Below are 25,762 nucleotides of genomic sequence, written 5' to 3'. Positions count from 1 at the left end.
GTGGCCCCTTCCCTCGATTATGCTATAGTAGAGGATAAGACCCCCTGGAAAGGAATCTTGACCATGCGGATATTATTGGTTGATGATCATCGAACATTTCTCGCGGGAACCGGCATGATTTTGGAGAAACACGGGTTCTCAGTCACGCCGGTCAGCGGCGGGCAAGAAGCCATAGAGCTGATGCGGCATACCGATTACGATTTATATCTTTTTGATTTGAAGCTTCCCGGCATGAACGGATTTGAACTAACGGAGCAGGCCCTTAAGATCAAGCCGGAGGCGATGATTGTCATTCTGACAGGAGAAGAGATCGAGGAGCATTATGATCGGCTGATCGACCTTGGCGTGGCGGGAATTTTGGAGAAATCGATCGGAGAACATGAATTCATTGCAAGCCTGAAGCTGGCCATGAACGGGCTGATCGTGCTTCCTTTGGCTTTAGCCAGAAAACTTCGCACCGGATCGTTCCAGCAGGCCCCCGCCATGTCCGCTTCCGGGTCTACGCTGACCGAGAAGGAGCTTGGCGTTCTGAAGCTCATTGCCCAAGGCTGCAAAAATAAAGACATTGCGGACCGGCTCTTCATGAGCCAGCGCAATGTCGAATATGCGATCTCCCATTTATTTACGAAATTAAATGTGAACTCACGGCAAGATGCCGTCTTGAAAGGAATTGAGCTCAACTGGCTGAAGCTGGATTCCGGCACGTTATAGGGAAAATACGCATTCCGCTTTCATTCCCTCGCCCGGTTTGGAGTCGAACCGGACGGTTCCTCCGAGCATGCGGACCCGCTCGGTGATGCCCCGAAGTCCTAATTGTTCCGGAGCTTCCTCTAACCGATGGAGTGCCATCCCCTTGCCGTCGTCGGAATAGCGAATGCAGATTTGGTTTTCCCTCTCCGCGACTTCCAATGTCACGACATCGGCTTCCGAATGCTTGCATGCGTTGTTAATCAGCTCCTGGACCACGCGGTATACCGTTATCATTTGATCGTCCGTAAGCTGCGCCTGAATGGGCTTGGGAACATACATCAGGTGGAAATCGGCCCGGAGCCTCGTTTTTTCGACCAGTTGATGGATGGCATGAACGACCCCGCGGTCCGACAAAAAGGATGGCATAAGCTCTCTGCAAGTCTCCCGAATCATAAATTCCGCATTTTCCAAACCGATCCTGAGCTTCTCCAAGCTCTTGCCGCCGGATTCCGCGGATTCCCATTGCTCCAATTGCCGGCGAAGATGGAGCAGCTCCTGCAGCACCTCATCATGCAAATCGGAAGCCAAACGCTTCCGCTCCTTCTCCGTAATTTGCATGAACAGCTTGGACATCCAGTCCCCCGGATTTCGGGCCTCCCAATCGGCCATTCGCGCCTCCAGGATATGAAAATATTCCAAAAAAACCGAAACATATTTCCCCATCAGCTGCAGCGCGAACCTCTCCCGGTCATGAAGCTGAAGACTCGTTCCCTCCTCCGTTGTCACCGCGAGGAAAATCGTATCTTCTTTATGCCTCCCCGCGAAGCTCGCAGCCATAGCAGGGGATTCCAGCATCGCGCCGGGTTCGATGATTGGAGGAACAGACGCAGCGGCCATCTTCTGCAATGTCTCGGCTATCTGCGCGGGTAATGGTCCCTCGCCGGTTCGGACCCATCGGAAAGCGTAAGGCTTGAAATAACGATTCCCTTCCCGCAGCATGCTCTGTTCCAGATCTTCCACGCGGTAAGCTTTCGTTAATTCCGTCAGCAGCTGATCCAGGCTCTGTCTCGTCGCTACTTCCTGTTCCAACACTTTATTTTTGGACTTTATTTGTTCCGTCACTTCCCGGTTCTGGCGTAGCGTATGGGTGAAGCGCCGAAGAAACAGGAGTCCGAAGACCAGCATCAGCTCCAGCAACGCCCACGGAAACGTATCTTCAAGACACTGTTCCCAATAATTGTACTGATAGCCGAAATAGCGTCCGGCAGTATACTCGAGTACATCCTTGCCGATATCCGGGATCAGAATAAGAAGAAATAATACGAAGCCGCGGGCTAACCATTGAAGTTCCGGGTTCTCCCTGTTCTTGCGAAGCAAAGAGATGAACTGCACCCCGTTCCAAGCCATATACATCACGACCAAACCTAGAAATAGGATGTTCATGATTCGAAACAAGCTCTCGGCGGACGGGATGATCGCAGCGGCCGCTACGCAAACCAGCAATCCCCCTCCCATCGCCGCAAGCACCCGGTTAACGATATTGTTCTGCGCCGCAAGCAAATGATTGACGAACAGCATATTCAGAAAACCGATGCAGCTCTTGACCAATAAGGAGAAGTATGGAATATCCGGGAAGTCCCCGAACAGATACGGTTTTCCGTTCCATTCGGAAAACTGGAGCAGCGCTGCGAGAAAAGCGAAGCACGCCAAATATAGATAGCCTTTTTCCTTGCGAAGAACGGTGTAGAACCCGATAAAACCAAGGCCCGCGAATAAGAACAAGAGTGTGAACAGCCCGTCATCCAAATGATAGCGCAGCAGGTTCATCGACTTGGAGGCACCCGGCAATGGCTTCGCCAGACTATAATTGATCCATCCATTCAGCGCATAAGTGACGGCGGCCATGGCAATTACGAATATTGGAGATTTTACGGCTTTCAAGCTAAGTTCCCCTCCATGAACTCAGGGAATATAAAACATTAAAACAAACATACGTTAGTTATGCGATATAGGTCAAGCGAAGTCATTCGGAACTCGATCGTAAAAAAATTCCTTTGATCTGATCAGTCCAATTCAGCGCGCGAAAATAAATCCCGGATGATGGCATCGTCCTCGCAAGCTTTTTTAAATTGTACCGCAAAACTTTGCAGAGCCTCTCGATCGTCAGAATATGCGCAGAACATACTTGCTTCGGGGTCAAAATGTACGATGTCTGCCAGTTGGGGCATTTTTTCCGCAACAAAAACGGCGGCCAATGAGCCCCAATCGTAACCGTTACCTTCAAATCCTTCGTCAGCCCGGGTTTGAAAAACTTCATCTTTATAAGCGCCGACATTCAAAATCACGGACACCCGGCCATGCTGATGCTCGATGAACTGAAACGGCTCAATTGCCTCTGTAAAACTCATTGGGATGGCAGCAAATGCGCTCAGCTTTCCAAGCAATTCTTCTGTTGCTACATCCGTAAACCTGAGCGTATCGTTTTCCTCGATCATCATTCCTTGACGTATACGCTCGTCCATCCAGTCCGTGATGAAGGCAGGAGCATACCCTCCCGTGCTAAACGTCCCGCCAAAAGCGATAATTTTTTCATAAGTCTTCAGATACTGTTCCCGGCTAGGATTAGGGTAAAGCTTGGTGTACAGCCAAAATTGCAAGTCATACATCAAAGTGGAGAGCTCGTCGGCGTGAAAAGCAAAGTAACCCTTATCCTCCACGATTTTGGTACAGATCGTGCGAATGATACCCTCGATATTGTCCACCTCGGTGACCTGGGAACAAAGCTCTGAAAGCAACAGAGAAAATTCCCCTTCGGCAACTCTCCGCAAATCCTCCTGTTTGTCCTCTTCCGAGGTATCATAAATTTCCTCGTTCACCAACCCTCGAATAAAGGTCTCAAAGTTTTTGGCCAGAAACGTAATTTCATAATCGCCTTCTTGATCGACATGAACAACCTCGGGTTCCCCGCTCCTGCCGCATTTGCGGTAATCCAGCATCACGACGTCATGGCCTGCGGAAGGGCAATCGCAAATCACTACGCCAATATCGGGATAACCCCATTCCTCAATCATGAATTTGCTGCCAAATTCTCCGCAGAGCGAATATCTCTTCTCTCGTCCAATCCCCAGAATGCCCGTAATCGCAATATGGTCTTCCGCCCAAGAAGTTGCTTCCTCCGTTGGGAAACAAGCGTTGATCGGCATACCGCCGTTATGTATTTTCATCATGGCAATGTAGGATGCCGGCAATTTGTACCCCAGTTCTTCTTCTATTGAAGCGATAAGCTCTTCCGTAGGCGGCTCGTCGACATATTCTTTTAAAGCGTAGTCGCTATCATCCCAGAAGTTCGTGAAGTCGAAATTTACGAAAGGGACTTTGCCGATCCCGTTGTCGTTGCCCGGTTCGCTTTCCGACTGTGCTGCAACGGGCCGCCTTTTCTTCCTTTTCGTTCGGTCGGCATCCTGTCGGCTCCATTTAAGAAACGTCAACGTACTCTGATCCGCGGGGTCCAGCTTATTCGTAATTTCGAATTCTCTAGCTGCGTCCTCATATTGTTCCAGGTAGTAGTAGGCATAGCCAAGACGAAAATGCCAAAGCGGGTCGTTCTCGCCTTGTTTCTCAATCGTCAATAGCAGTTGCAGTGCTTCTTCGTATCGTTCCAGATTATTCATCGCTCTGGCTAAATGACCGACCAAATCATAATCTCTGTTCTGTTCGGGAATATCCGAAATCCGATCGACGATTTTTGCATATTCGCCGTCTTGATGCCAAAGGTTTAGTTGTTCCAAAAGGTCTTTTTCCATGCTCTACCTCTTTTCGTTCATAGGATATTAGCTACAACCAACTCCCTAGGATCCATCATATCATACGCATGGAAAATGATGGACCCCAAAACCAATGGTCCAGACCAAAAAAATCGCCGTCCAGCTCCTGCAGGGAGTGTGAACGACGACAACGTAGATCCATCATATTTTAAGCGAATGTTCTTCCGATATAATATTGCCCAGCTACGAAGCCATTTCCGCCAGCACCTTGCCAAGCCGGTCGAGGTTCTGTTCATTGCCTTCGACGCAGTATGCCTTGATTTGTTCGAACACCTTTGTTACCTTAAACGTCTGACGGAAAGTAACTTGGGTACGGCCGCCCAGATCGGCGAAAGTAGCCGTTATTCGAAATTCGGGGCTGGATAGATGATCAAGCACGACCCGCTCAGGCGGCACGATCTCAACAAAGACGCTATGGTTCGGGTAATCCACGCCATTCGGTCCGTGCATCGTGAATCGCCACGCGCCGCCTGGCCTGATATCGCACTGATGAAACGTATTCGTAAAGCCATGCGGTCCCCACCAACGAGCCAGCAGATCAGGGGTTGTCCAAGCCCGAAACACGAGCTCGCGCGGCACGTCGAACTCGCGCGACGAAATAATTTCGTTGTCGCCCAAGACGGCCATGCTCATGCCTCCTCTTCGAATAGCTTGCCTAGCGCATCCAACATAATGCCCGTCCCGTGTTCCCGTGCTTCCGGCGTATCGTGTCCGTCAAAGAACGCCCCTTGCTCCGTAAAAATCAGTTTCGTTGCGCCCTCCACCTGGATCAGCTCGACCGTCGTAATCGAGACGGAGGCGCGCGTGTCGCCCATGTCCAGGGTGTACGTATAGACAATGCGCTGGTCTGGGACGAGCTCTTGATAACTGGCGTCGAAGGTAAAGATCGGCCCTTCCGGCGGACCCCCGCGGCTATATTCACGCCCGCCGGCTCGGAATTCGAAAATCTCCGGCTTCGAAAACCACTTTGCTTTGACAGCCGGGTCAGCCCAGGCGCGATAAACCCGCTCCGGCGAAGCGGCATATGTCCGTTCGACGACGAAGGTCGCATGTTTGACAAATCGTTCGTTCATTCATTTTCCTCCTTTGATTTCGGTCCGCTCTCCTCGATAAGAAAGCCCCCTAATAGATCCAAATTTCGCTCCCAAATCGTTTGCCGCTCAATAACCAGCTTCTCGAATGTTTTTTTCATCGCTTGCAGAAGGCTCGTGAAATCTTCCACTGTTAATTGCGCCTTGCCCTGCATCAGCTTGGATACATGTTCGAGCTGCTCCAATAATTTCTGCTGCAGTTTCATCTGATCTTTGATTCGTTTGATCTGAAAATTAACGATTTCAAGCGGACTGATTTGCCCGCCGACTAATGCCGACTTAATCTCCTCAAGCGATAACCCCAGCTCCTTAAGCGATAAAATCTGATGCAAACGGGATAAGTCCGATTCACTGTACAGCCTATGGCCGGATTCCGTATATTCCGACGGAGAGAACAACCCGATCTGATCATAAAACCGCAAGGTCCGTAATGTAAGTCCCGTCAACTTGGCGAGGTCCCCGATTTTCCAATATCCTTTCATTCACCATCTCCACTCTTTGGCGTTAACTACGTACCTGTAGCTTTATTATAAATCCTTACGTTACGTAAAGTTCAAGTATAAAAATAAATCCCATTCCACATTAGCTTGAGGAACGGGATGTTTTTGTTCTTTTTGGCGATATCATCACTCGGTGTGTTCTTTGGGGGCATCGCTTGCCGGAACCGCCTTACTAACGCCGAAAGCATAATAACTGATCGCGACAATACCTAGGAAAACAATGCCGGAAATCAGCGAGATGCGCGTATCGTCATTGATCCACATCCCAACCAATACCATAAGCAAAAAGGCAATCGTCACATAGTTGGTCACTGGGGCAAGAGGCATTTTGAACGGATGATGGTCCAGCGCCGCTCCCTTGATTTTTCTGAAATTGATTTGACTGATTAAAATCACAAACCACGGCACCATACCGGGAAGCACACTGGCGCTGTACACATGCACAAACAGATTTTCCGGCGCAATATAGCTTAGGATCACGCCAATGCCCAATCCCACGAGCACGCCGATCGTTCCCAGCAGGGGCACGCCGCTAGGGGATAGTTTCGTAAATATTTTCGGTGCCTGTCCATTGACGCCTAATGTATAGAGCATGCGTCCTGCGCTATAAATGCCGCTATTACAACCTGACATAGCAGACGTGATGACGACAAAGTTGATGATCCCCGCCGCGGCGGTAATGCCGATTTTTGCAAACGTTGCAACGAACGGACTGCCGATGGCCTGCAATTGATTCCAAGGGTAAACGGTGACAATGACAAAAATCGCGCCAATGTAAAAAATCAAAATCCGCCAAATAATACTTTGCGTCGCGCTCGTTAACGTTTTTTGCGGGTTTTTGGCTTCACCGGCTGTAATCCCGATCAGTTCGACGCCTTGGTAAGCCCCAACCACCAGCGAGAGAGCAAAGAAAAAGCCCGTCCAGCCACCGGCAAAGAACCCCCCATGCTGCCACAGGTTAGAAAATCCGATCGCATTCCCGCCGTTGCCGAACCCGAACAAGATCAGACCCAACCCTGCAACAATCATCAGTACGATGGTAACGATTTTGATCATGGCAAACCAAAACTCAAATTCACCAAATGATTTCACTGAGAATAGGTTGGCCGCACCAAGAATCACCATCGCGATAATCCCCGGTATCCAAGCGGGCAGATCCGGAAACCAGTACTTCATGTACGTCCCCACGGCAATGATCTCCGCCATCCCGACGACGACCCACTGGAACCAATTGCTCCAAGCTGTCATATACCCTACCAAAGGATGAATGTACTTATGGCCGAAGGTCGCAAACGACCCCGTGCTTGGCTCTACGTACTGCATTTCTCCCATTGCCCGCATGATGAAAAAAATAAAAATCCCCACAATCGCATACGCGAGCATCACGGATGGACCTGTCCATCTGATCGTGCTTGCGGAACCCATAAATAGCCCTACACCGATCGTGCCGCCCAAAGCAATCATCTGAATATGACGCGCTTCGAGGCCCCTCTTCAATTGTTTGTTTTCCATTGCAGTCTCCTTTTTCTGGCTGCTACTCTTAGCTGTTATTTTAGACAAGCTGCAAAAAACTCATACTGACGAAGGATGCGCGGATTTTTCTTTGTAAGCGCTCTCCAAAGTCTTTGCGTTTCTATATTGTAATATCTTTTTCTGATGAGAACAATGATGTCGGCTTGGAAAATCATGCTTTTATTGCATTAAAAAAGACGCTCCCGATAAGAGCGTCTTTAGCGTTTCGAACAAATGTTCGTTTTTTGAAGCAATTCAATTAAAACAGGGCGTATTCAGCTTTCATATTATTAGTATAACTTATCGATAATTATAAGTCTATATTTTTTCCGGAATATGCCTTATATTTTGTTTACCCGGCCGGGAACATCTTATGGAAAGAGGACGGTATGGTACAAATTCGATTTTGGGATATCAATTTGAAAGTCCGGTTAATCGGCGATGCGTTGTTTAATATGTTGTTTTGGATGTATTTTCCTTTTATAACGGTATATTTCGGCTCGACATTAGGCAATGATATCGCGGGCATTTTGATGACCGTTCCCCCGATATTCAGCATCATGGGAAGTCTGCTCGGGGGAGCTTTAGCGGATCGGTTAGGTCGGCGTCCCGTCATGCTGCTGGGCGCTTCGTTTCAGGCGGTCATGTTTGCGGCGTTTGCGTTGTCACCGTCTCCCTGGATCGATTATGCCGCCTTTATCGGCGCTGGGATAGGGGGAGCCATCTATAGACCTGCAAGCTCAGCGATGGTTGCTGACCTGGTTCCGGCCGAAGACCGTCGCCAAATCTTCGCAACGTTTACGACGGCCAATAACATCGGCGCGGTGCTCGGACCTGCACTCGGAGCCGTTTTCTTCTTTCAATATCGGCAAGAGCTGTTGTGGACCTGCGTGTTGGTGTTGGTGCTCTACTTTATCGCGATTTATTTCATCGTTCATGAGACATTGCCGCATTCGGCGAAGAATGCGAAAAGTTCAACTTCGATTTCCAGCGTAATCAAAGAGCAGTGGAAGGGATACGGCGTTATTTTCCGCGATAAAGTGTTCCTCGTTTATATTATGGCAGGTGTCTTTTCCCTGGTAGCCATCATGCAACTGGATCTTTACTTGCCGGTATTCGTGATCCATCATGTCCCGTCTCAGCCTCTTTTTACATGGAATGGCGAGTCCTTTATGCTGTCCAGCACGGACATATTTGGATGGCTCATCGGATTTAACGGACTTTTGTTTGTCTTGTTTGTCCTTCCTGTTACGAAATGGCTCCGCAATTGGAAAGAGCGCAACGTATTCCTATTGTCTTCGCTATTGGCCGGTTTCGGCACCTTCTTCGTTGGTCTGAACACCAACATATGGTACTTGTTTTTCGTGACGATCATTTTCACCTTCGGCGAATTGGTACGTTCACCGGTAACGCAAAGTTTTATAAGCCGTTATGCGCCGGAGCACGCAAGAGGACAGTACATGGGAGCCGATAGCCTGCAGTATACGATCGGCAAATTTTTGGCGCCGATGACCGTTTTCCTGTCCAATTGGGTGCCGCCTATGGGGGTATTCAGCATCATTTTGGTTTGTGCATTGATCAGCGCCGCGTTGTACATTCAGTTATTTCGAATCCATGTGGAGCAGTCGGAATCAGCAAGTTGATTGAATCTGAAATGCTGATCTGCGACGCGATTTCATTCGGATGCAATATCGTCGAAATTATGCAAAAGGCGCTGCTCCAGCCCTTTTTCGTTTGTTGTTAGCTCCTGCATGATCGGAATCGTCATATCGGTATTGGGGTTATATTTCAGGCCCCAGTGCATGATGGCGAATACGACCGGAAATAGGTCAAGTGCCTTTTGTGTTGGTCGGTACATCGTTTGTGCGCGGTTTGACTCGCCTTCTATCTTGACGAGCAAACCCGCTTCAGTGAGTGATTGGAGCCGCGCGCTTAAAATATTGGTTGAGATGTGCTCGCGGGAAGCAAGAAACTCGCGGTAATATCGCTTGTTATGGATAAGGACGTCCCGAAGTATGACCAGGCTCCAGGGATCTCCCCATATGTCGAGCGCATATACGATCGGACAAACTGTAGAAATTCGCTTTTTCATGAGCATGATTATACTCTCCGTGCTTGCAATTTGCAAGTTTGTACTTGCGTTTTGCAAGTACGTGCATTATACTCGGTGTGTAGATCAACAATATCGAGAGGAGATATCTTGCATGAATCAAAGCTACAGCACTTCTTTTACAGTAGATCAGAGCCCCGAAGAAGTCTTCGGCGCCATCACTAACGTCCGCGGGTGGTGGTCGGAAGATGTTGAGGGCAAAACCGACGAACTCGGTGAATTTAAGCACCGCTACCAAGACATTCACCGCTGCACCATCCAAATCACCGAGCTTGTTCCAGGTAAAAAGGTTGTTTGGCACATTACAGACAACTACTTTAACTTCGTAGAGGACAAGAGCGAGTGGAAGGATACCGACATTGTCTTTGAAATCGCCAAGAAGGACGGCAAAACAGAAGTTCGATTTACGCACGTAGGCCTCGTTCCCGCGTATGAGTGCTACGAGGTCTGTACGGACTCCTGGGGCACCTACATAAAAGGCAGCCTACGCGACTTGATTACCAAGGGCAAGGGCCAGCCCAACCAAAGCGAGCGAATTGCAAACAAACACGGCTTAGAAATTCTTAGAAACGCCAGGCAATAGAACGAAGCTCGGCGCTTAGCAATCGAGGCTATGCCAAGGAATTGCGCTGCCTCTTCTGTAAGTGTCGAGCAGAATAGGGTGTCATGATTCCTTTCTCAGGCGATTTTAATCTTACTATATTAATGTTGATTAAAATAAAGTTGTGGGGAACCACTTCTATGAAAGGAACATGTGCATGGAAGCGAACCAAAACAAATTGAAATCTTTGCTTAGCAAAGTACCTGAAGTTACGATCTTCTTCTGGATCATTAAGATTTTATGCACAACCGTCGGCGAAACATTTGCCGATTACCTGAATTTCAGCCTTGGATTTGGTTTAACGAACACGACGATCATCATGGGAATCGCGTTTTTCATCGTATTGTATGTTCAATTATTCAGAGCAAATAAATATGTTCCTGGCGTTTATTGGCTTACCGTTGTGCTTATTAGCGTATTTGGGACGTTGGCAACCGATAACTTGACAGACAATATCGGAATACCTCTTGAGACGAGTACAATCGTTTTCGCTGTGCTTCTGGGATCCACTTTCCTTTTTTGGTATCTTAGTGAAAAAACGCTCTCGATCCACTCGATTTATACAAGAAAAAGAGAAGTTTTCTATTGGCTTACCATTCTTTTCACGTTTGCGCTTGGAACGGCAGTCGGCGATTTATTTTCCGAACAACTCGGTCTTGGTTATCTTCTCACGGGAATAACCGTCGTCATGATAATCGCTTGCGTATTCCTTGCATGGAAGTTGAAACTCGATGGGATATTAGCGTTTTGGATTGTTTATATTCTTACACGTCCACTTGGAGCTTCATTGGGGGATTACCTGTCTCAGCCAAAAAGTAACGGCGCGTTAGGTTTGGGGACAACCGTTACCAGCGTCATTTTTCTTGCCGCTATTTTGGCGATCATCGTTTTTCTTGCTGTGACAAAATTGGACGCAACGTCGAAAAGCGAACCCGCAGAAACACTGCAGACGAATGGAAGCAATACAAACGTTTTGACGCAAACCGTTGTGGTACTGTGTATTTCCTTCGTTGTCGGTATAGGCGGTTATGTGGGGTTAAACCATAATATCGCATCGCAAACCGATTCTTCACAAACTACATTAGCCGGACAATTAACGGATTTCGTTAACATTGAAAGTGATATATTGAATGATGTAGGCTCAAATGACTTTGCCTCGGCAACAAAAAGCGCCGATAATTTGGAACATCAATGGGACATATCCGAACCTAAGCTTAGGAAAATTGACGGTAATACTTGGACCGAAATCGATGGAACGATTGACGTGGTATTAGCGGCGGTTCGTTCGGGAAATTCCGATTCCGGCAAGTGCAAATCCGCACTTAACGATTCGCTTCGTATCTTAAACGGCGCAAATAAATAAGAATGAAAAAGGCAACGAATATTGTTTCGACTCAGCTCTCTAGGTCGTAGGCGGTGGGATGAAGCGGCTGGTAGATCGGAAGATCGGCACCGCTGGGAAGCTTGATGGACGCGAGCCGCCCCCAACGCTGATTGCTGATCGGCTCCGAGATCATGACGCCCTTTGCGGTTAATTGCATAAGGGTCTCCTCAATGTCATCGCACATAAAATAAAACTCGTGCTTGCCTAACCCATCCGTAGGATGCACGGCAATCTCGGCAGGAGGCAACTTAAAAATCAGCCAGCCGCCACCGGCGTCAACATCGGCAAGCCCGAGCACATCTCGGATGAAGATCCGGTCGGCCTCCGCGTCGGTACTGTAGAGAATGATGTGTGCTGCGTTGATCATATTTCACCTTCACTTCCTGTTCTCGAATTATTCATTACATTCCGCGATAATTTATTATAGTCTTTCTTATCCAACACAATGGTATTCCGAGCAACTTCGGCACCCTTTTGCGCGCTCAACTCCAAAGCATCAGCCCAAAAAAAAGCTCTTCGAGACCCGCCTGCGCGCGAGAATCGAAGAGCTTTTCTTAGCGGCCTCGAAGCGCATGCTCGATTCGCTTATCCGGCACGAACCAGATTACGGCAACGAGTACGAAAAAGAAGCCGGATATCCAAGGACTCACATATGCAGTCAAGACCGCGATCAAGTAGAGCAAAGGAGATAATTTGCCTTTCCAGTTTTTGCCTATCGCCAAGGCAAATGAGGAATCACCGGAATGCTGGGTAAAAATCGCGTGCTGAAGCAGCCAGTACGAGAGCGCCGCTAGTAGCAGAATAATGCCGTACAGCGCCGTTGGTGTGGATGCAAAATGGCTTTCCCCCATCCAAGCTGTCGTGAACGGTATGAGGGATAACCAGAAGAGGAGCAGCAAGTTAAGCCACATCAGCCGCCCGCTCATCGTTCGAACCATGTGCAGCAGATGATGATGATTGTTCCAATAGATGCCGACATATACGAAACTGAAAATGTAGCTAAGAATTTTCGGCCCAAGTCCGATCAGCGCATGCCAGTCATGGCCTTCCGGCACTTTAAATTCCAATACCATGATCGTAATGATAATCGCCAAAACGCCATCGCTGAACGCTTCCATCCGATTCGCTTTCAGAGTGTTTCACCTTTTCTCGCTTCGCGCGCTCGTTTATAGTGCCATCCAACACCAGTAACTTTGCATAAAACCCCTCATCATGTCAAGCAAGACTCAATCGATTTTATAATAATCTATTTTTTCCACCCTGACTCCCTAGATGAGAAAAATGCTCCATATCCCTAACCTTCATCCCCGCAGCGAGCGGAAGAAGTCTGCTGCTGTCGCAACCAATCCGAAAGACGCTCCAACACGGCGATCCCGTTCTTCTCGTGATCCCATGCTTCCTGAAGAAGCGCTATCGCGCGAGCAGCGGTCTCCGGCTCATTCGGCGTGGACTGGCCCCCATCGAAAGGAAACATCCGGCATAACGACTGAAACGATTCCGCGCACAGGGCATAATGCCGGGCGGCCTCGAGTAGAAGCTCCCTGGTCTTGTTATTGTGAATACCGGCCCATTCGGAAGCCGTCTCCTCTAGAAACCGAACCGCATACCGCCTCGCATCATGCGCTAGTTCCGTCGTGTAAGAATTACCATGCTTGTCTATCGTTCGACGACGAAATGCGTCAATCCAAGCTTCATACGCCGACAAGCCGTTCGCGCAGCCTTCTTGCACCGGCTCCTTTCCTTTCGCATGGTCGAGGATGAGTCGTACCGCACCGAAGAGTGCCTCCTCTTTGGTCACCGGAACCTTTCCCGCGATCGCCATGACGAACAACAAGCCCGTCACCGTTCGACCCAATCGGTCGTAAGGCAACCGCGCATGCTCATCCTTGCTGTGAAAGCTTACATTGACATCGCCGACATAGAGCTCTCGGGCATGATCATCGTATCCATAAATGATTCCGAACTCCGGCAGCGTCAAATCGAAGGATAATGCATATCCCCCTCGATCCACCGTTTCCTGAATCAGCTTGAACGCTTCCTCCAACGTTTCGGCGGCGTGTGCGGCCGGTTCCGCCCCCTGAATGGTCACAGCGGATCCGCCGCTCACGACACGGCATAGAAAGCCCAGGTTGCGCATAGCCTTCGGTAAAATGACGTTCCAATCATACCGGGTCGCACCGGAAGTATGAATGGATTCTTTTACGATATTGAGCCGGAACGATTGCCCGGTCAATCCTAGCACCTGGGCAACGCTAAGGCCATGCTTGTCGGTCGTCTCGAGCAGGCCATACATGTTGAAGCCCGCCGTTGTCCAAGGTTCGTGCGACCATGAAACCGGCGATTTCCAATGCAACACCCGCGGCTTTTTTAAAATCATCTTTTCCATTATACCACCTAGCCTTCTTCGCGAAATGTACCGGTCGATATCGCGGCGGATGCGTTCTTCCGTCAGCTTCTTCTTCGATCTGGACAACACCATGTACACGTTGCCGGTGGTCGTCCGATACAGATCGGCAATTTCTTTCGGCGACAATTGCTCGAAGAAATAGGATTCGAAGAAAGCTCTCTCCCTCTTGGACAGGCACAACAGCAGAAGTCGGATCGTCTCGTACCATTCGCGGCGCGCCAGCCGGACAGCCGGGTCTGTCTCCTGGGACGGCTCTAACTCCCTGCGCCGAAGCCGATCAATCAGCCGTTCCATTTCGCCGGCGCCAAATGAGTCATCCTCTCTTCCGCCTGCAGGCAAGCCGACCATTCTCGTCAATGGCTGCTCCCGCCATGACGTTTTCAGTCGGGTATACGCTTGATTCCGCACGATCCGATGCAGCCATGGCAAGAACCGCTCGGCATCCATCAGCGTACCGAGATGAAGGAACGCCTTGATCAACGCCTCCTGTACGATATCGTCGGCGGCATGGGTATCCTGCACAATGGATCTCGCCACGCCGTAAGCTCTTGCATGATGCCTGCGAAACAGCTCGCCGAACGCCTCACGTTCGCCGTCCTGCGCTTTTGCGATCAACTCCGTATCGGTCAAATTTTCGACCCGATATTCCTGAGGCCCTCCGATGTCCCTGAACAAAATAACCCTCCATCGCGCACACGATAACAACCTAAAGCATAGACATCGCAACTCGCCGAAACCTAACAAAATTGAAAAGATCATTTTTCGTCCAAATTCGAAAGCAATTTTCAGACAATTACCATATTCGTGACCTCGTGCCAAGGCCCCTTTTTTGAGGGGTCATTTTCTTTTTCAAGGCGAAAAACAAAGGAGCCGGCCGCAGCCAGCTCTCTCTCTCGCGATTGCTTAGAACTCTTGCCCTTTTTTAAGTCTGCCAACTAGGCTTGATTCCCCAGCATAAATTTGCGAACGACCTCATTCACTGCCGTTTTTTGCTCCAGAATCAAGCAGTGTCCCGCCCCTTGGATCGTGCAAATCGTCGACCCGGGCAGCGATTGGCGGACGCGTTGTTTGACTTGCTCGACATCGTAAATTTTCTCTTCGTCGCCGACAAGGAACAGGACCGGGGCCGACAGTTTGCTCCAAGCTTCTTTGTCAATCACCCGAGGAACGACAGGCAGCTGCGAGCGTCCATGCGAGTATGCGGCAATGATCATATCCATCACATGCGGCGGGAGCGAATACCCCTTCGAGCAAAACCAATTCCATGCCCGGCGGATTCGGCTTGGCTTCGGGAGCAGCATCGCGGGGTACACTTTGATGAGCAGTTTTCCGAATGGCGCCGGCAAAAAAGTGGCCACCGGGGCAAGCAGCGCCAATCGCTGAATCCGTTCCGGCCGCGCTACCGCATAATTCGAACAAAACCAGCCGCCCATCGAGTGACCGATGAAGTTAGCCTTCGCAAGCCCCAGAGCGTCCAACACTTGATCCATCCAACGGACGGCTTCTTCCGGCGTGCGGATCCTTTTGACGACTTTACTTTTGCCGAAGTCCCCCGGTGCATCTACGCAATAAATTCGAAAGTCGCCGAGCGCTTCGACGGTCGGGTACCATAACGCGGAATTGCACGTCATGCCGTGAAACATGACAATGGGCTCCCCCTCCTGGGGTCCGCTCGCGATCACATGGCACGTACCGAATTCCGTCCGGATCTCCATCGTTTCATACGCAGTCGGCCATAATTCCATGAGCCGGTCATAGGCCTCCATAAACGCACGAGACCCTGTTTCGCTTTTGAAAACGGGTAAATCAACGAGTGCTGCGCTTGTCATATCATTTCCTCCCGGCTTGGCGGCATAAGAATGGACCTGCAAACGGACTGAAGCAGTTCGAATTGCTTTGCCAGCTCGATTCGTTCCGATCCGGTGATGATGCTTTCCAAAAACATGCCGTCCAAAAAGGAAATGAGCCAGTGCACGAAAGTATCCACAGGCTTGGAAGGATGAAACTCGCCCCGCTGTATCCCGTCCTGAACTAAAGCTAACACGCTGCCGTACACCGCCTGATGGCGTTCTTCAATTAATAAACGGCGTTTCTCATCCCTTCGGCCTACAATAAAATACTCGTACATACAGGGTGCAAGCCCACCTTCCGCCTCCCTGGCGCGCCTCTCCTGCTCGCTGAAAAAGCGTTCGAACGCCTCCCAAGCGCTTACCGGTTTATCCGGAGCGAAACTCGCCGCCATCTCCTCAAACTGACGGCGCAGCAAGTCAAGAAAGACATCTTCTTTGTTGGGGTAATAAAGATAAACGCCGCCGAAGCTTCTCCCGGAGCACTCGACAATTTCCTTCATGGAAGCCGCTTCATATCCTTTATCTATAAAAACGGCTCGAGCCGCCTTCAATATATCCGTGCGAACGGCTTCTTTTTGCTGTTGCGTAATTTTGGGCATGATTCGGTTCCGCTCCTCTCACGGATAGACGGGCTGGCGCAGTCTTGATCGGCGCTTCGTTTACCGCGAAATATAAAACGAGAATTCTCTCTTTTATTATAAAGAGAACACTCTCGTTTTTCAACCCCTTCAAGCGCCAATGATTACGCGGCCCCGCATTCAGACATTCGTTTTCAGCTTGAATCCCTTCATGATTTGATCCCATGCCTGGTCAGAACCTCTCCAATTCATTCCTTTGGGTACCGATACGGAGCAAACGTCAGGCAATCCCCAATCCTCGTGCCTTAGCTCGTGTAAATAATCCATGTTGTTCACAATCAATAGACGAAATTTATCGGCCATGACCGTGTTGAGTGAAGCAAGGAGCTTCTCCGCTTCCGGCTTTGACGTTTGGGTTCTGACCAGGCAGATTGGCTTGCTCCTTGCTGCTGTAAAAAACCTGTCTATACGCCGATCGATCATGCGTTTAAATGCAGGGTAAGCATCCGTCCATCGGTAAATCGGCAGGCTAAGCGGAAAATCGTGATAAGACACGATGTCATACTTGTCGTCTTTAACGACGAAACAATCCAGATCCGTACCGGTAAGCCGGAGTTGATTCAATTCCATAAATCCGTCAAAGCGATTTCGGATCAAACGCGCTACATCGTGCGCCTCAAACGAGATAAACCTATCTAACGGGCCGGCAAATTTCCGTAAACCCAGTCTTTTTAGCTGATAAGCGGTTTGACACGTTGAACCTAGGCTAATGAATGCCGTGTAGTCGCCCGTGCAATCATTCCATTTCATTCGGCCCTCTCCTTGGTCTTATTACGGAATTGGATCGACATCTTACCCAGCATTATATGAAGCATGATATTATTACGGTCGGGTAGATGTGTATAGGCTTTCGGCAGTCGCCCTTAATGGGCAATTTTCCGCACGGTTACGTTCTTTTTTCGTTCGCTTCGAAATATTATTTTATTAAGAAAATTTATTTCGAAATTTTAATTTACCTTTCTATCACTTTCACCTATACTTTTAATAGAGAGGATAATCATACCTATATCCCCTCTACAAACCATATCTAAAAGGAGTGAAATTCGTGTCAAAGAAAACAAAGCGTAAGAATACTGTGCTTTTCACCGCTATTATGTTTATGTTAGGTACTTTTCTTTCTGGTTTTGTAAGCGCTTTACCCTCCTTTGCGGCGGAGTCGGCAGCTAGCGCCTCGCCAGCGATCGTAGAAGATTTTGAGTCAACGGACGCCGCTGTGATGACGCCGTCTTCGGCAAGGGCGAACAGTGTGAAGCTTGTGCTATCGGGTCGACCCGATCCCGTGCGCTATGGCTATCACGCCGTCGGGTTGTCCTATGATTTTATCGGTCAGCTCGGCACTTCGGCAGCCTATATCAACTTGAAAGACAGCAACGGCACGGCGGGCAGGTCCATTAGCGGCCAACCGAAAAAGCTCGGGGTTTGGGTGTACGGCGACGGCAATAATCACTGGCTGCGCAGTCAAGTGCAGGATGCGACAGGGACGAAGCTCACCATCGACTTCACCTCGAGCAACGGACTGAGCTGGACGGGGTGGAAATATGTGACGGCAACGATGCCAAGCGGGATGGCGACGCCGATCAAAGTCAACCAGCTTTATGTGGTGGAGACGAAAGATAACAATAAGAACGCGGGAACGATCTATTTCGATCGCTTGAGCGCAATATACAGCGACACGGCCGTTTATGCGCTGGACATCGTCGGGCTTACGCCGATGCAGGTAGGCGACGCGAAGCAAGCGAAGGTATATGCGACTTATGACGGCAGCACCGAACCGGTGCTCGTATCGGGAGGCATCTCTTTCGTAAGCAGCGCGCCTGACGTAGCTTCGGTCGACGCAGCGGGTACGGTGACCGCCCTGCAGCCGGGTACAACGATCATTACCGCAGCTGTCGCCGGCGCGCCACAAGCGGCGTTCGAGCTGACGGTAAGCGTACAGCCGCAGCTTCCGCAAAAGCTGGAATTGGCGGCGGCGAACAAGCTGGAGGTCGGGCAGTCGAATACGATCAGAACATATGCTACATACAGCGGCATAGCCATTCCGCTTGAAATTCTCAGTGGCGTCAGCTTTGCAAGCAGCAATCCTGAGATCGCGACGGTCAATGCGTCCGGCACGGTCAATGGCGTGAAGGCAGGAACGACCGCAATCACGGCATCGTACTCCGGCGTCTCCGCCCAATATCAGCTGACCGTCAGCAATCCGGTGCCCGTTCTCCAAAAAATCGAACTGACCGGGCTCAGCGCCTTGAACGTAGGCGATACGAAACAAGCGAAAGTCATGGGTACCTATACGCTGATGAACGAGCCGATTGAGATTACGAGCGGCGTGACCTTCACGAGCAGCAGCCCTGACGTCGCTTCGGTCAGCGGGGCCGGCCTCGTGACGGCGAATAAGATCGGCACGGCGCGGATTATGGCGACTTTCGGCGGCAAGTCGAGCGACTTCCTCGTCGTGGTGAATGTCGCGACGGCCCCGCCTAAGCGCGAGCTGCGAGCGGCCTGGATCGCGACTGTCGATAACGTCGACTGGCCGGCGAAAGGCGTAACGAACGCAGAGCAGCAGAAAGCCGATTACATCGCGCTGCTGGACGATTTGCAAGAGGCGGGTATCAACGCCGTCATCATGCAGATCAAGCCGACGGCAGATTCGTTCTATCCGTCGAGCTACGGCCCATGGTCGGAATGGCTGACGGGCGTGCAAGGCCAAGATCCGGGCTACAACCCGCTTGCCTTCATGATCGAAGAAGTGCATAAGCGCAACATGGAGTTCCATGCTTGGTTCAACCCATACAGGGTCAGCATGCAGGATCAAGTAAGCAAGCTTGTCGAAAACCACCCGGCGCGCCAGCATCCGGACTGGGTTGTCAGCTACGGCGGCAAGCTGTACTATAATCCGGGCGTTCCCGCAGCGCGCGAGTTCATTACGAACAGCGTCATGGAGGTCGTGAACGGGTACGATATCGACGGCGTACATTTTGACGATTATTTCTATCCGTATCCGGTATCCGGCGTAGACTTCCCGGACAACGCGGCATACGAATCCTACGGAGCCGGTTTCACGAACAAGTCGGAATGGAGACGCTACAACGTCGACACGTTCATTCACGATTTGTCCGTTCAAATCAAAGCGGCGAAGCCGTACGTGAAGTTCGGCATCAGTCCTTTCGGTATTTGGAAAAATAAATCGAGCGATCCGAACGGTTCGGACACGAACGGGCTGGAAAGCTATAGCGCATTGAACGCGGATACGCGGAAATGGGTGCTGGAAGAATGGATCGACTATATTACGCCGCAAGTGTACTGGTATTTCGGCTATTCGCCGGCTGCTTATGAGAAAGTGACCGATTGGTGGAGAGCGCAGGTGCAGGGTCGTAAAACCCAGCTCTATATCGGCCATGCAGCCTATCGGATCGGAGCGGCGGATCCGGCTTGGCTTAATCCGGACGAAATGCCGAACCAAATTGCGTACAACCGCAACTTCAGCGAAATCAAAGGCAGCATGTTCTTCAGCGCAAAAAGCTTGCAGGCCAATCTACTCAGCTTCACGGGACGGCTGCAAAATGACATCTACCGCTATCCTGCGCTAGTTCCGGCCATGCCATGGCTCGACAGTACGGCACCGGGCCAGCCTGTTCTGAACAAGGCGGTCCGCAAGGCGAACGGTGTGGAGCTTACGTGGAATACGGGCGATGCGGACACGGCGTATTATGTCGTATATCGTTTCGAGGGCAACGCGATCGGCAATCTTGAAAATGCTTCATCCATCGTTACGACGGTACGAAAGCAGGCAAACACAGGCGTAGCTCAATCGTTCACTGACCATACGGCTGTGGAAGGGCAGACGTACACGTATGCGGTCACGGCTGTCGATCGCGTGCATAACGAGAGCGCGGCAAGCAACGGCATAACGGTAACCAACATACTTGACTCGACGCAACCGACAACCACGGCAGTGAAAACAGGAACCGAAGGAACGAACGGTTGGCACACTTCGGATGTCACGATTGAACTAACGGCTACCGATGAAGGAACAGGCGTAGAGCATACGGAGATCAGCTTGGATGGCGGCGCGAATTGGCTGACATACAGCGGTCCCGTGACGATCGCGGACGAAGGCGTGCATGCAGTCGCATTCCGCTCGACGGATGCGGCAGGCAATATGGAGGCGACACAAACCATGAGCATCTCCATCGACAAAACGCCGCCGGTCGTTACGATTGTCGGAGCGGGGACGTACTCGGTCGACCAAACGGTGCTGATTACATGCACGGCAACCGATACCGTCTCCGGTGTTACAAGCAGCGGCTGTGCTGAGCCGCTCGTGAACGTGCCGGCCCATCAGCTGGAGCCTGGAACGCACGAAGTTACAGCGACCGCGACCGATGCAGCGGGTCATGTCACCACAGCAACAGCAACGTATATTGTTCAAGTGACGGCGAACAGTTTAGCCAGCCTTACGAGCCAGTACGTCACGGGACCAGGGGCGCAAGGCATCGTAAATTCGTTATTGAAAAAGCTCGAGCATGGCGACATCCAAGCTTACATCCATGAAGTTTCGGCGCAAAAAGGAAATAAAATTCCTTCGGAACATGCCGATCTGCTCATAAAGCTGGCAGGTGCACTACAATAATAAGAAAAACTTCTATCGAACAAGGGAGCTGGCCATAGCCAGCTCCTTGTCGTCTGCTTAGAACTCTTTATTGAAGAGGCTGCAGCATGAATTTGTGACTGGCTTTATTCACGGACGCCATTTGCTCTGCTTATGACCACTTAAATTGAAGCAGCGTTTTTTGCCAGCCTTTATGCTGCAAGGTTTCCTGCATTGCCGCTGTAAAGTCCGCGGCATTCGATATTTCGGTATAATGTTCCGGTAATAGCTTGGATAATGTCGATATCGCTTCCGAAGACTTCATCATTTGCAGAATATCTTCAAAATCGATACGTGAGCTTCTGCTGCTGCCATGCAGTGTAATGCCTTTCTCAAGGACATCTCTCGTATTAATCGGCACCCTCTCTTCACTTACACCCATCAGCACCAGATGTCCGCCGCGTGAAAGCAAATCAATGCTTTGGTTAATCGCGCTTTCACTGAAATTGCCGCCCGTGCATTCAAATACAACATGAGCGGATGCAGCAAGAAAATCATAGTCCTGTACCCATTCAGTTTGGGCAAAGGTAAAAGCGCTCAGCTTTTCAGGGATTGCCCCGAAAACAATCAGCCTTTCCTTTGGAACTCGAAAAGCGTAATGAAGAACAGCTGCCGTAATGTAACCAACCGGTCCGTCACCGAAGACAGCCACCACATGGTTAGACAGGAATTGGGATACACTGCGCGCTGCCCGAAAAGATACACTGCAGAGCTCAGACAATACGGCAATCTCATCCGGCACATCGGCTGGAATCGGGATGATACATTCCTCTGGAATCATAAGCCTGCTTTGGGCGATCCCGTCTTCCCCACTGCCAAGAAAATAACCGCGATCGCAATAGTTATCCTGTATTTCTCCGCGACAAGCAGGACAGCATTGTTCAGCCGAAGTACGCCTCAGCACATAACCCGGTACATTGGGCACAATCACCACTCTCGTGCCTACTGGCAGTACAGCACTCTTGCTGATTATGATTTTACCGATTCCCTCATGAATCAGCGCCATCGGCAGTTTTTTAGCCAATACTTCCTGGTTGCGCAGTCCTCCAAAATACCGTAAATCTGCATGACATATACTAGCTAATGTTGGTTCTACGACTACAAAGCCTTCTTCCAGATGAGCTACAAACTCGCTTTCCTCCACTTGAAACGGCGAAATGAGCCGTAATTGGCGGGAACGAAGGATCTCCGGTTCCCTGGCTTCAACTATCATTGCAAAGTCCCCCTGCAATCCATTGGATCGTTGTTCTGCGCTTAGGTTCGATGAAGAAACAGCTGTTGTTGAACCATTTCTGCATCACGCAGCAAAGTGTCCAAGGGCGTTTCAAACCCATATTCCAGGATCGCGCGGTACGTATGATTTTGTTCACGCAATGCCGACCAAATCGGTTCCCACTCGATTGTGCCGATCCCAATAGGATCGTGTAAATCATCAACGCCGTCATTGTCATGCAAATGTACAGCTGTCAGTCGGGGTCCAAGCGCTCGAATCAAAGCCGGGATATCCCATTGATTGATTTGAGCATGCCCCATATCCACCAAAGCGGATATCGTAGGGATCTCTTCAAACAACGCCACAAACTCCTCCTGGTCGAACAGAGCACATTCATGGAATCCCACGTTTTCAACCGCTAGATCTACCCCTAAACCGATTGCGATATCCCCTAATCGCTTCAAATTTTCTTTGGAACGTAGTTGGGTTTCTTTTCGATTAAAAAAGATATTGGAGTATAAGCTCGGATGCAGCACCATTTGTTCGGCCCCGATCCGTTTCGTCCATTCCAAGCAGCTTTTATATACTTCAAACGAATACTCGGCGATCATGGGAAAGCGATACGAAGCGATGTTCAACTCCCAGATCGGAGAATGAACACTTTTAGGACCCTTGAAATGGGCGAAACGTTCCAGCTCCTGAATCCAATTCATCGGGGCCGTCCAGTTTGGTCCGTCCATCGGGATTTCGATTCCACCGCTCCATTGTTCAAACAGTTCAGCCGAGTCATCAATCCTTTTCATATAAGGGAGTAAGTTCAAAAATACAGCCATCGCCATCTCCTGCCTTTGCTTTAGAATGAATTCACAAGGCAAGTGTACTCTTCGATTCAAGCGTTTTTCTATTTACATTTTTACAAATACTTATCTTTCGTTTATTTTCAAAAAAAATGATAATGAACGGAGAAAGTGAAAGCATGGAATGGGAGTATAAACATCAGGAGGAACCAATATGTTGGAATGGATACGAAAATTTAAACTGAATTCGCTGCCTGTAAGAATTTTGTTTTGTTTTCTTACTGTTCTAAGTATTCTAACTATCATCTTTGTATTGACCTTTACCTATTACAGCCGCGGTATAGAAAAAGAGATTGTTACCTATCACGAAGCATTAAATCGACAAACCGTCGATTCTTTTGACAAACAGTTTCGCGTATGGCGCGGTCTTTTGCTTGGATATCAGTTTGACAGCCGAATTCAACAGATCGCGGAACAAAGCTACACTTCAGGCAAATATTCATTAGACTATATCATGATTGATAACATCATCAAATCGATCCAAACCTCGATATCGCAATCGTCTTATTACTTAGAGGATCTTTTCATTGTGTTCAAAGAGCAAAATTTTATTATCAATAAACAGGCACTCATTGACAAAGACCGTTTTCTGGAAAAATATTACCATTCGGCGAATTCAAATCTGGAGTCATGGATGTTTGCTCCTTCCCCCTCGTCGGAGCTTTCCATTTTTCCAAATATGGAATTTCGGATAGGCTATAACGGCAATAAGACCAAGTCCTTGCTGCCCGTCCAAATCAACTTGCCCAAAAGCAAATATAACATCGTAGCTTTTATTGATATCGATCGGTTATATAAAGATCAATTTGGCTATATAACTGCCGACCAGTTTGTTCTGAACTCATCGTTCGATATTATATTTCAGTCGAATGATAAACAACCTTTGGATATCTCTCTAGTGAGAAACTCCTTGGGTCATTCGAGTACAGATTGGACTTTACACAAGCAGCATTATTACTTTTTCAAAAAAAATAATGGAAATCACCAGATCTATGTCACCGCGATCGCCATGTCGGATATGAACAAAACGCTGTTAAAGCTGAACCAGATTACGCTTGTATTATTCATCCTGGCTTTAGTTCTGGCTATTATTACGTCCATTGTGTTCAGCAAACAAATCAATACTCCCATTCGAAATTTATTAAAGCAAATGTCACTGGAGGGTGGACCTCAACAAACCAAACCCTTATTGCATTCTTCCATTTTGGAATTTCAAATGATCAATGAACATATTCAAAAATTGCATCTGGATCGTTCCGATATTGAAAGTAAGCTGGCCAATCATGAAAATTTGTTAACCCACTATCATTACATGACACGGTTGAAAAATATTTCTTTCCATACCCATTGGAACTGGCCCAAACAAACCGGAACCTTCTCCATCATTATGGTTCAAGCGAGAATTAGACATATTTTGGAGGAAAATATCGTTAACGAAAGCATGAAGAGAATTTATGATCACATCCACCAAATATCAGCGGATCTATTCGGTCAATCGATCACAACGATTCAAATGGAAGACACGCAGCTGCTTTCTTTTGTGCCAGAGAGCCTCCATGGAAAGCTTCATTCGTTCCTGGACGAATTCGTACAGGCCATGGATTCCGAGAAATCATCGACCTTGCTAACCATTGCAGTCAGTCCATTCATTACGGAATCTACCCAACTGCAGTCGGTTTATCACCAGCTTCTGCAGCGAACCAAGCTTGCGAAACCAATCATGGAACACCAGATTTTTTATACGTCCGACACGCATGACATGACGATGACGGATGAACCGATGATTTTGTGGCATGAAGAAGATCGACTGATTTCGGAATATTTACTCATGGGTAATATAGCTCTGTCCCAGCAAACCATTTCGAAGCTTTTTGATGAGATGAACGCATGGACATCCACAACAGCGCAACTTGTCGAACTTTCGGATTATGTCATTCGCAAATACAAGAGGGCACTAAAGCAGTTAAAGGTGGAGTTTCCAAACTCTCTTATCAATTTCAAGCTGTACCTTCAAGAATGTGTAACCATTGAACACTACAAAATGCTTAATTTATCTATACTGGACGATGTTTTGCAGCAGATTAACGAAAAAAGAGCCGGAGCACAGGATATCATCAACACGGTTTTGTCTTACATCGAAAATCACTATCAGGATGACATCTCCCTAGATGCCATTGCTTCCAAGCTCAATATGTCGGCCGGGTATTTATCCTTGTATATCAAAGAAAACACCGGCGTTAATTTTATCGATCATTTGAATGGCATCAGGCTGAAGCAGGCCAAGCACATGCTTCAAAGCACCAACCTGTCTATTCAAGGAGTCGGCATGAAAGTCGGATATCGTAATGTTACGTCATTTATACGTATGTTTAAAAAAGAAACAGGTGTTACACCGGGTGATTTCCGAAAAAAAACAGCATACCCTCTTGTTTGAGGGGAT

General features: G+C 49.0%; 21 protein-coding genes. 6 read left to right on the top strand and 15 right to left on the bottom strand.

Going from position 1 to position 25,762, the window contains the following annotated elements; genetic code table 11:
- The first annotated feature begins 63 nt into the window (after positions 1-63).
- On the top strand, positions 64-711 hold the full coding sequence (locus AC0LWM_RS25040; RefSeq protein ID WP_474677736.1) for a response regulator: 648 nt from the start codon (positions 64-66) through the stop codon (positions 709-711).
- On the opposite strand, the gene AC0LWM_RS25035 is transcribed toward AC0LWM_RS25040, so the two are convergent.
- From AC0LWM_RS25035 to AC0LWM_RS25010, 6 genes are all read right to left on the bottom strand, one after another.
- Positions 706-2,631, bottom strand: coding sequence for an ATP-binding protein (locus tag AC0LWM_RS25035; RefSeq protein WP_474677735.1), 1,926 nt, complete (start codon positions 2,629-2,631; stop codon positions 706-708). The two genes, AC0LWM_RS25040 and AC0LWM_RS25035, sit on opposite strands and share 6 nt — an antisense overlap.
- Positions 2,632-2,753: 122 nt before the next feature.
- Complete coding sequence (locus tag AC0LWM_RS25030; RefSeq protein WP_474677734.1) at positions 2,754-4,493, bottom strand: Imm51 family immunity protein; 1,740 nt, start codon at positions 4,491-4,493, stop codon at positions 2,754-2,756.
- A gap of 204 nt (positions 4,494-4,697) precedes the next feature.
- Positions 4,698-5,141 (bottom strand): SRPBCC family protein, encoded by a 444-nt coding sequence (locus AC0LWM_RS25025; protein ID WP_474677733.1) that lies wholly within the window; start codon positions 5,139-5,141, stop codon positions 4,698-4,700.
- Between the two features lie 2 nt (positions 5,142-5,143).
- Positions 5,144-5,587: an SRPBCC family protein gene (locus AC0LWM_RS25020; protein WP_474677732.1), complete on the bottom strand. Its 444-nt coding sequence runs from the start codon at positions 5,585-5,587 to the stop codon at positions 5,144-5,146.
- Positions 5,584-6,087 carry a MerR family transcriptional regulator gene (locus AC0LWM_RS25015; protein ID WP_474677731.1) on the bottom strand — a complete coding sequence of 168 codons (504 nt, stop codon included), beginning with the start codon at positions 6,085-6,087 and terminating at the stop codon, positions 5,584-5,586. The genes AC0LWM_RS25020 and AC0LWM_RS25015 overlap by 4 nt, the downstream gene beginning before the upstream one ends.
- A 144-nt stretch (positions 6,088-6,231) precedes the next feature.
- Entirely contained in the window at positions 6,232-7,617 is a 1,386-nt protein-coding gene (locus AC0LWM_RS25010) for an amino acid permease (RefSeq protein WP_474677730.1), read from the bottom strand.
- Between the two features lie 389 nt (positions 7,618-8,006).
- Between AC0LWM_RS25010 and AC0LWM_RS25005 the strand changes: the two genes are divergently transcribed.
- The gene (locus AC0LWM_RS25005; RefSeq protein WP_474677729.1) at positions 8,007-9,260 is read left to right on the top strand and encodes an MDR family MFS transporter; all 1,254 of its coding nucleotides are present in this window, start codon (positions 8,007-8,009) and stop codon (positions 9,258-9,260) included.
- 32 nt (positions 9,261-9,292) lie between these two features.
- Here the strand turns inward: AC0LWM_RS25005 and AC0LWM_RS25000 are convergent, their stop codons facing one another.
- Positions 9,293-9,715 carry a winged helix-turn-helix transcriptional regulator gene (locus AC0LWM_RS25000; RefSeq protein ID WP_474677728.1) on the bottom strand — a complete coding sequence of 141 codons (423 nt, stop codon included), beginning with the start codon at positions 9,713-9,715 and terminating at the stop codon, positions 9,293-9,295.
- A gap of 106 nt (positions 9,716-9,821) precedes the next feature.
- Here AC0LWM_RS25000 and AC0LWM_RS24995 point away from each other — a divergent pair, with 106 nt between their 5' ends.
- Both AC0LWM_RS24995 and AC0LWM_RS24990 read left to right on the top strand, forming a co-directional pair.
- Positions 9,822-10,310 carry an SRPBCC family protein gene (locus AC0LWM_RS24995; protein WP_474677727.1) on the top strand — a complete coding sequence of 163 codons (489 nt, stop codon included), beginning with the start codon at positions 9,822-9,824 and terminating at the stop codon, positions 10,308-10,310.
- 175 nt (positions 10,311-10,485) lie between these two features.
- Positions 10,486-11,691 carry a COG4705 family protein gene (locus tag AC0LWM_RS24990; RefSeq protein ID WP_474677726.1) on the top strand — a complete coding sequence of 402 codons (1,206 nt, stop codon included), beginning with the start codon at positions 10,486-10,488 and terminating at the stop codon, positions 11,689-11,691.
- 31 nt (positions 11,692-11,722) lie between these two features.
- Here the strand turns inward: AC0LWM_RS24990 and AC0LWM_RS24985 are convergent, their stop codons facing one another.
- From AC0LWM_RS24985 to AC0LWM_RS24960, 6 genes are all read right to left on the bottom strand, one after another.
- Positions 11,723-12,079, bottom strand: coding sequence for a VOC family protein (locus tag AC0LWM_RS24985; protein ID WP_474677725.1), 357 nt, complete (start codon positions 12,077-12,079; stop codon positions 11,723-11,725).
- 187 nt (positions 12,080-12,266) lie between these two features.
- Positions 12,267-12,845 carry a TMEM175 family protein gene (locus AC0LWM_RS24980; RefSeq protein ID WP_474677775.1) on the bottom strand — a complete coding sequence of 193 codons (579 nt, stop codon included), beginning with the start codon at positions 12,843-12,845 and terminating at the stop codon, positions 12,267-12,269.
- Positions 12,846-13,006: 161 nt separating this feature from the next.
- The gene (locus tag AC0LWM_RS24975) at positions 13,007-14,794 is read right to left on the bottom strand and encodes an RNA polymerase sigma factor (RefSeq protein WP_474677724.1); all 1,788 of its coding nucleotides are present in this window, start codon (positions 14,792-14,794) and stop codon (positions 13,007-13,009) included.
- Between the two features lie 260 nt (positions 14,795-15,054).
- A complete protein-coding gene (locus AC0LWM_RS24970) occupies positions 15,055-15,948 on the bottom strand; it encodes an alpha/beta fold hydrolase (protein WP_474677723.1) in 894 nt (297 codons plus the stop codon).
- On the bottom strand, positions 15,945-16,568 hold the full coding sequence (locus AC0LWM_RS24965) for a TetR/AcrR family transcriptional regulator (protein WP_474677722.1): 624 nt from the start codon (positions 16,566-16,568) through the stop codon (positions 15,945-15,947). The genes AC0LWM_RS24970 and AC0LWM_RS24965 overlap by 4 nt, the downstream gene beginning before the upstream one ends.
- Positions 16,569-16,727: 159 nt before the next feature.
- A complete protein-coding gene (locus AC0LWM_RS24960; protein WP_474677721.1) occupies positions 16,728-17,357 on the bottom strand; it encodes a DUF1796 family putative cysteine peptidase in 630 nt (209 codons plus the stop codon).
- 295 nt (positions 17,358-17,652) lie between these two features.
- Between AC0LWM_RS24960 and AC0LWM_RS24955 the strand changes: the two genes are divergently transcribed.
- Positions 17,653-21,234 (top strand): family 10 glycosylhydrolase, encoded by a 3,582-nt coding sequence (locus AC0LWM_RS24955; protein ID WP_474677720.1) that lies wholly within the window; start codon positions 17,653-17,655, stop codon positions 21,232-21,234.
- 130 nt (positions 21,235-21,364) lie between these two features.
- On the opposite strand, the gene AC0LWM_RS24950 is transcribed toward AC0LWM_RS24955, so the two are convergent.
- Both AC0LWM_RS24950 and AC0LWM_RS24945 read right to left on the bottom strand, forming a co-directional pair.
- Positions 21,365-22,465 carry a zinc-binding dehydrogenase gene (locus AC0LWM_RS24950; RefSeq protein ID WP_474677719.1) on the bottom strand — a complete coding sequence of 367 codons (1,101 nt, stop codon included), beginning with the start codon at positions 22,463-22,465 and terminating at the stop codon, positions 21,365-21,367.
- 41 nt (positions 22,466-22,506) lie between these two features.
- Entirely contained in the window at positions 22,507-23,298 is a 792-nt protein-coding gene (locus AC0LWM_RS24945; RefSeq protein ID WP_474677718.1) for a sugar phosphate isomerase/epimerase family protein, read from the bottom strand.
- Positions 23,299-23,476: 178 nt separating this feature from the next.
- Here AC0LWM_RS24945 and AC0LWM_RS24940 point away from each other — a divergent pair, with 178 nt between their 5' ends.
- Positions 23,477-25,756 carry a helix-turn-helix domain-containing protein gene (locus tag AC0LWM_RS24940; RefSeq protein ID WP_474677717.1) on the top strand — a complete coding sequence of 760 codons (2,280 nt, stop codon included), beginning with the start codon at positions 23,477-23,479 and terminating at the stop codon, positions 25,754-25,756.
- The last annotated feature ends 6 nt before the right edge of the window (positions 25,757-25,762 follow it).

Source organism: Paenibacillus sp. sgz302148 (assembly GCF_056120465.1).
This window is presented reverse-complemented; position numbering and strand designations above follow the sequence as displayed.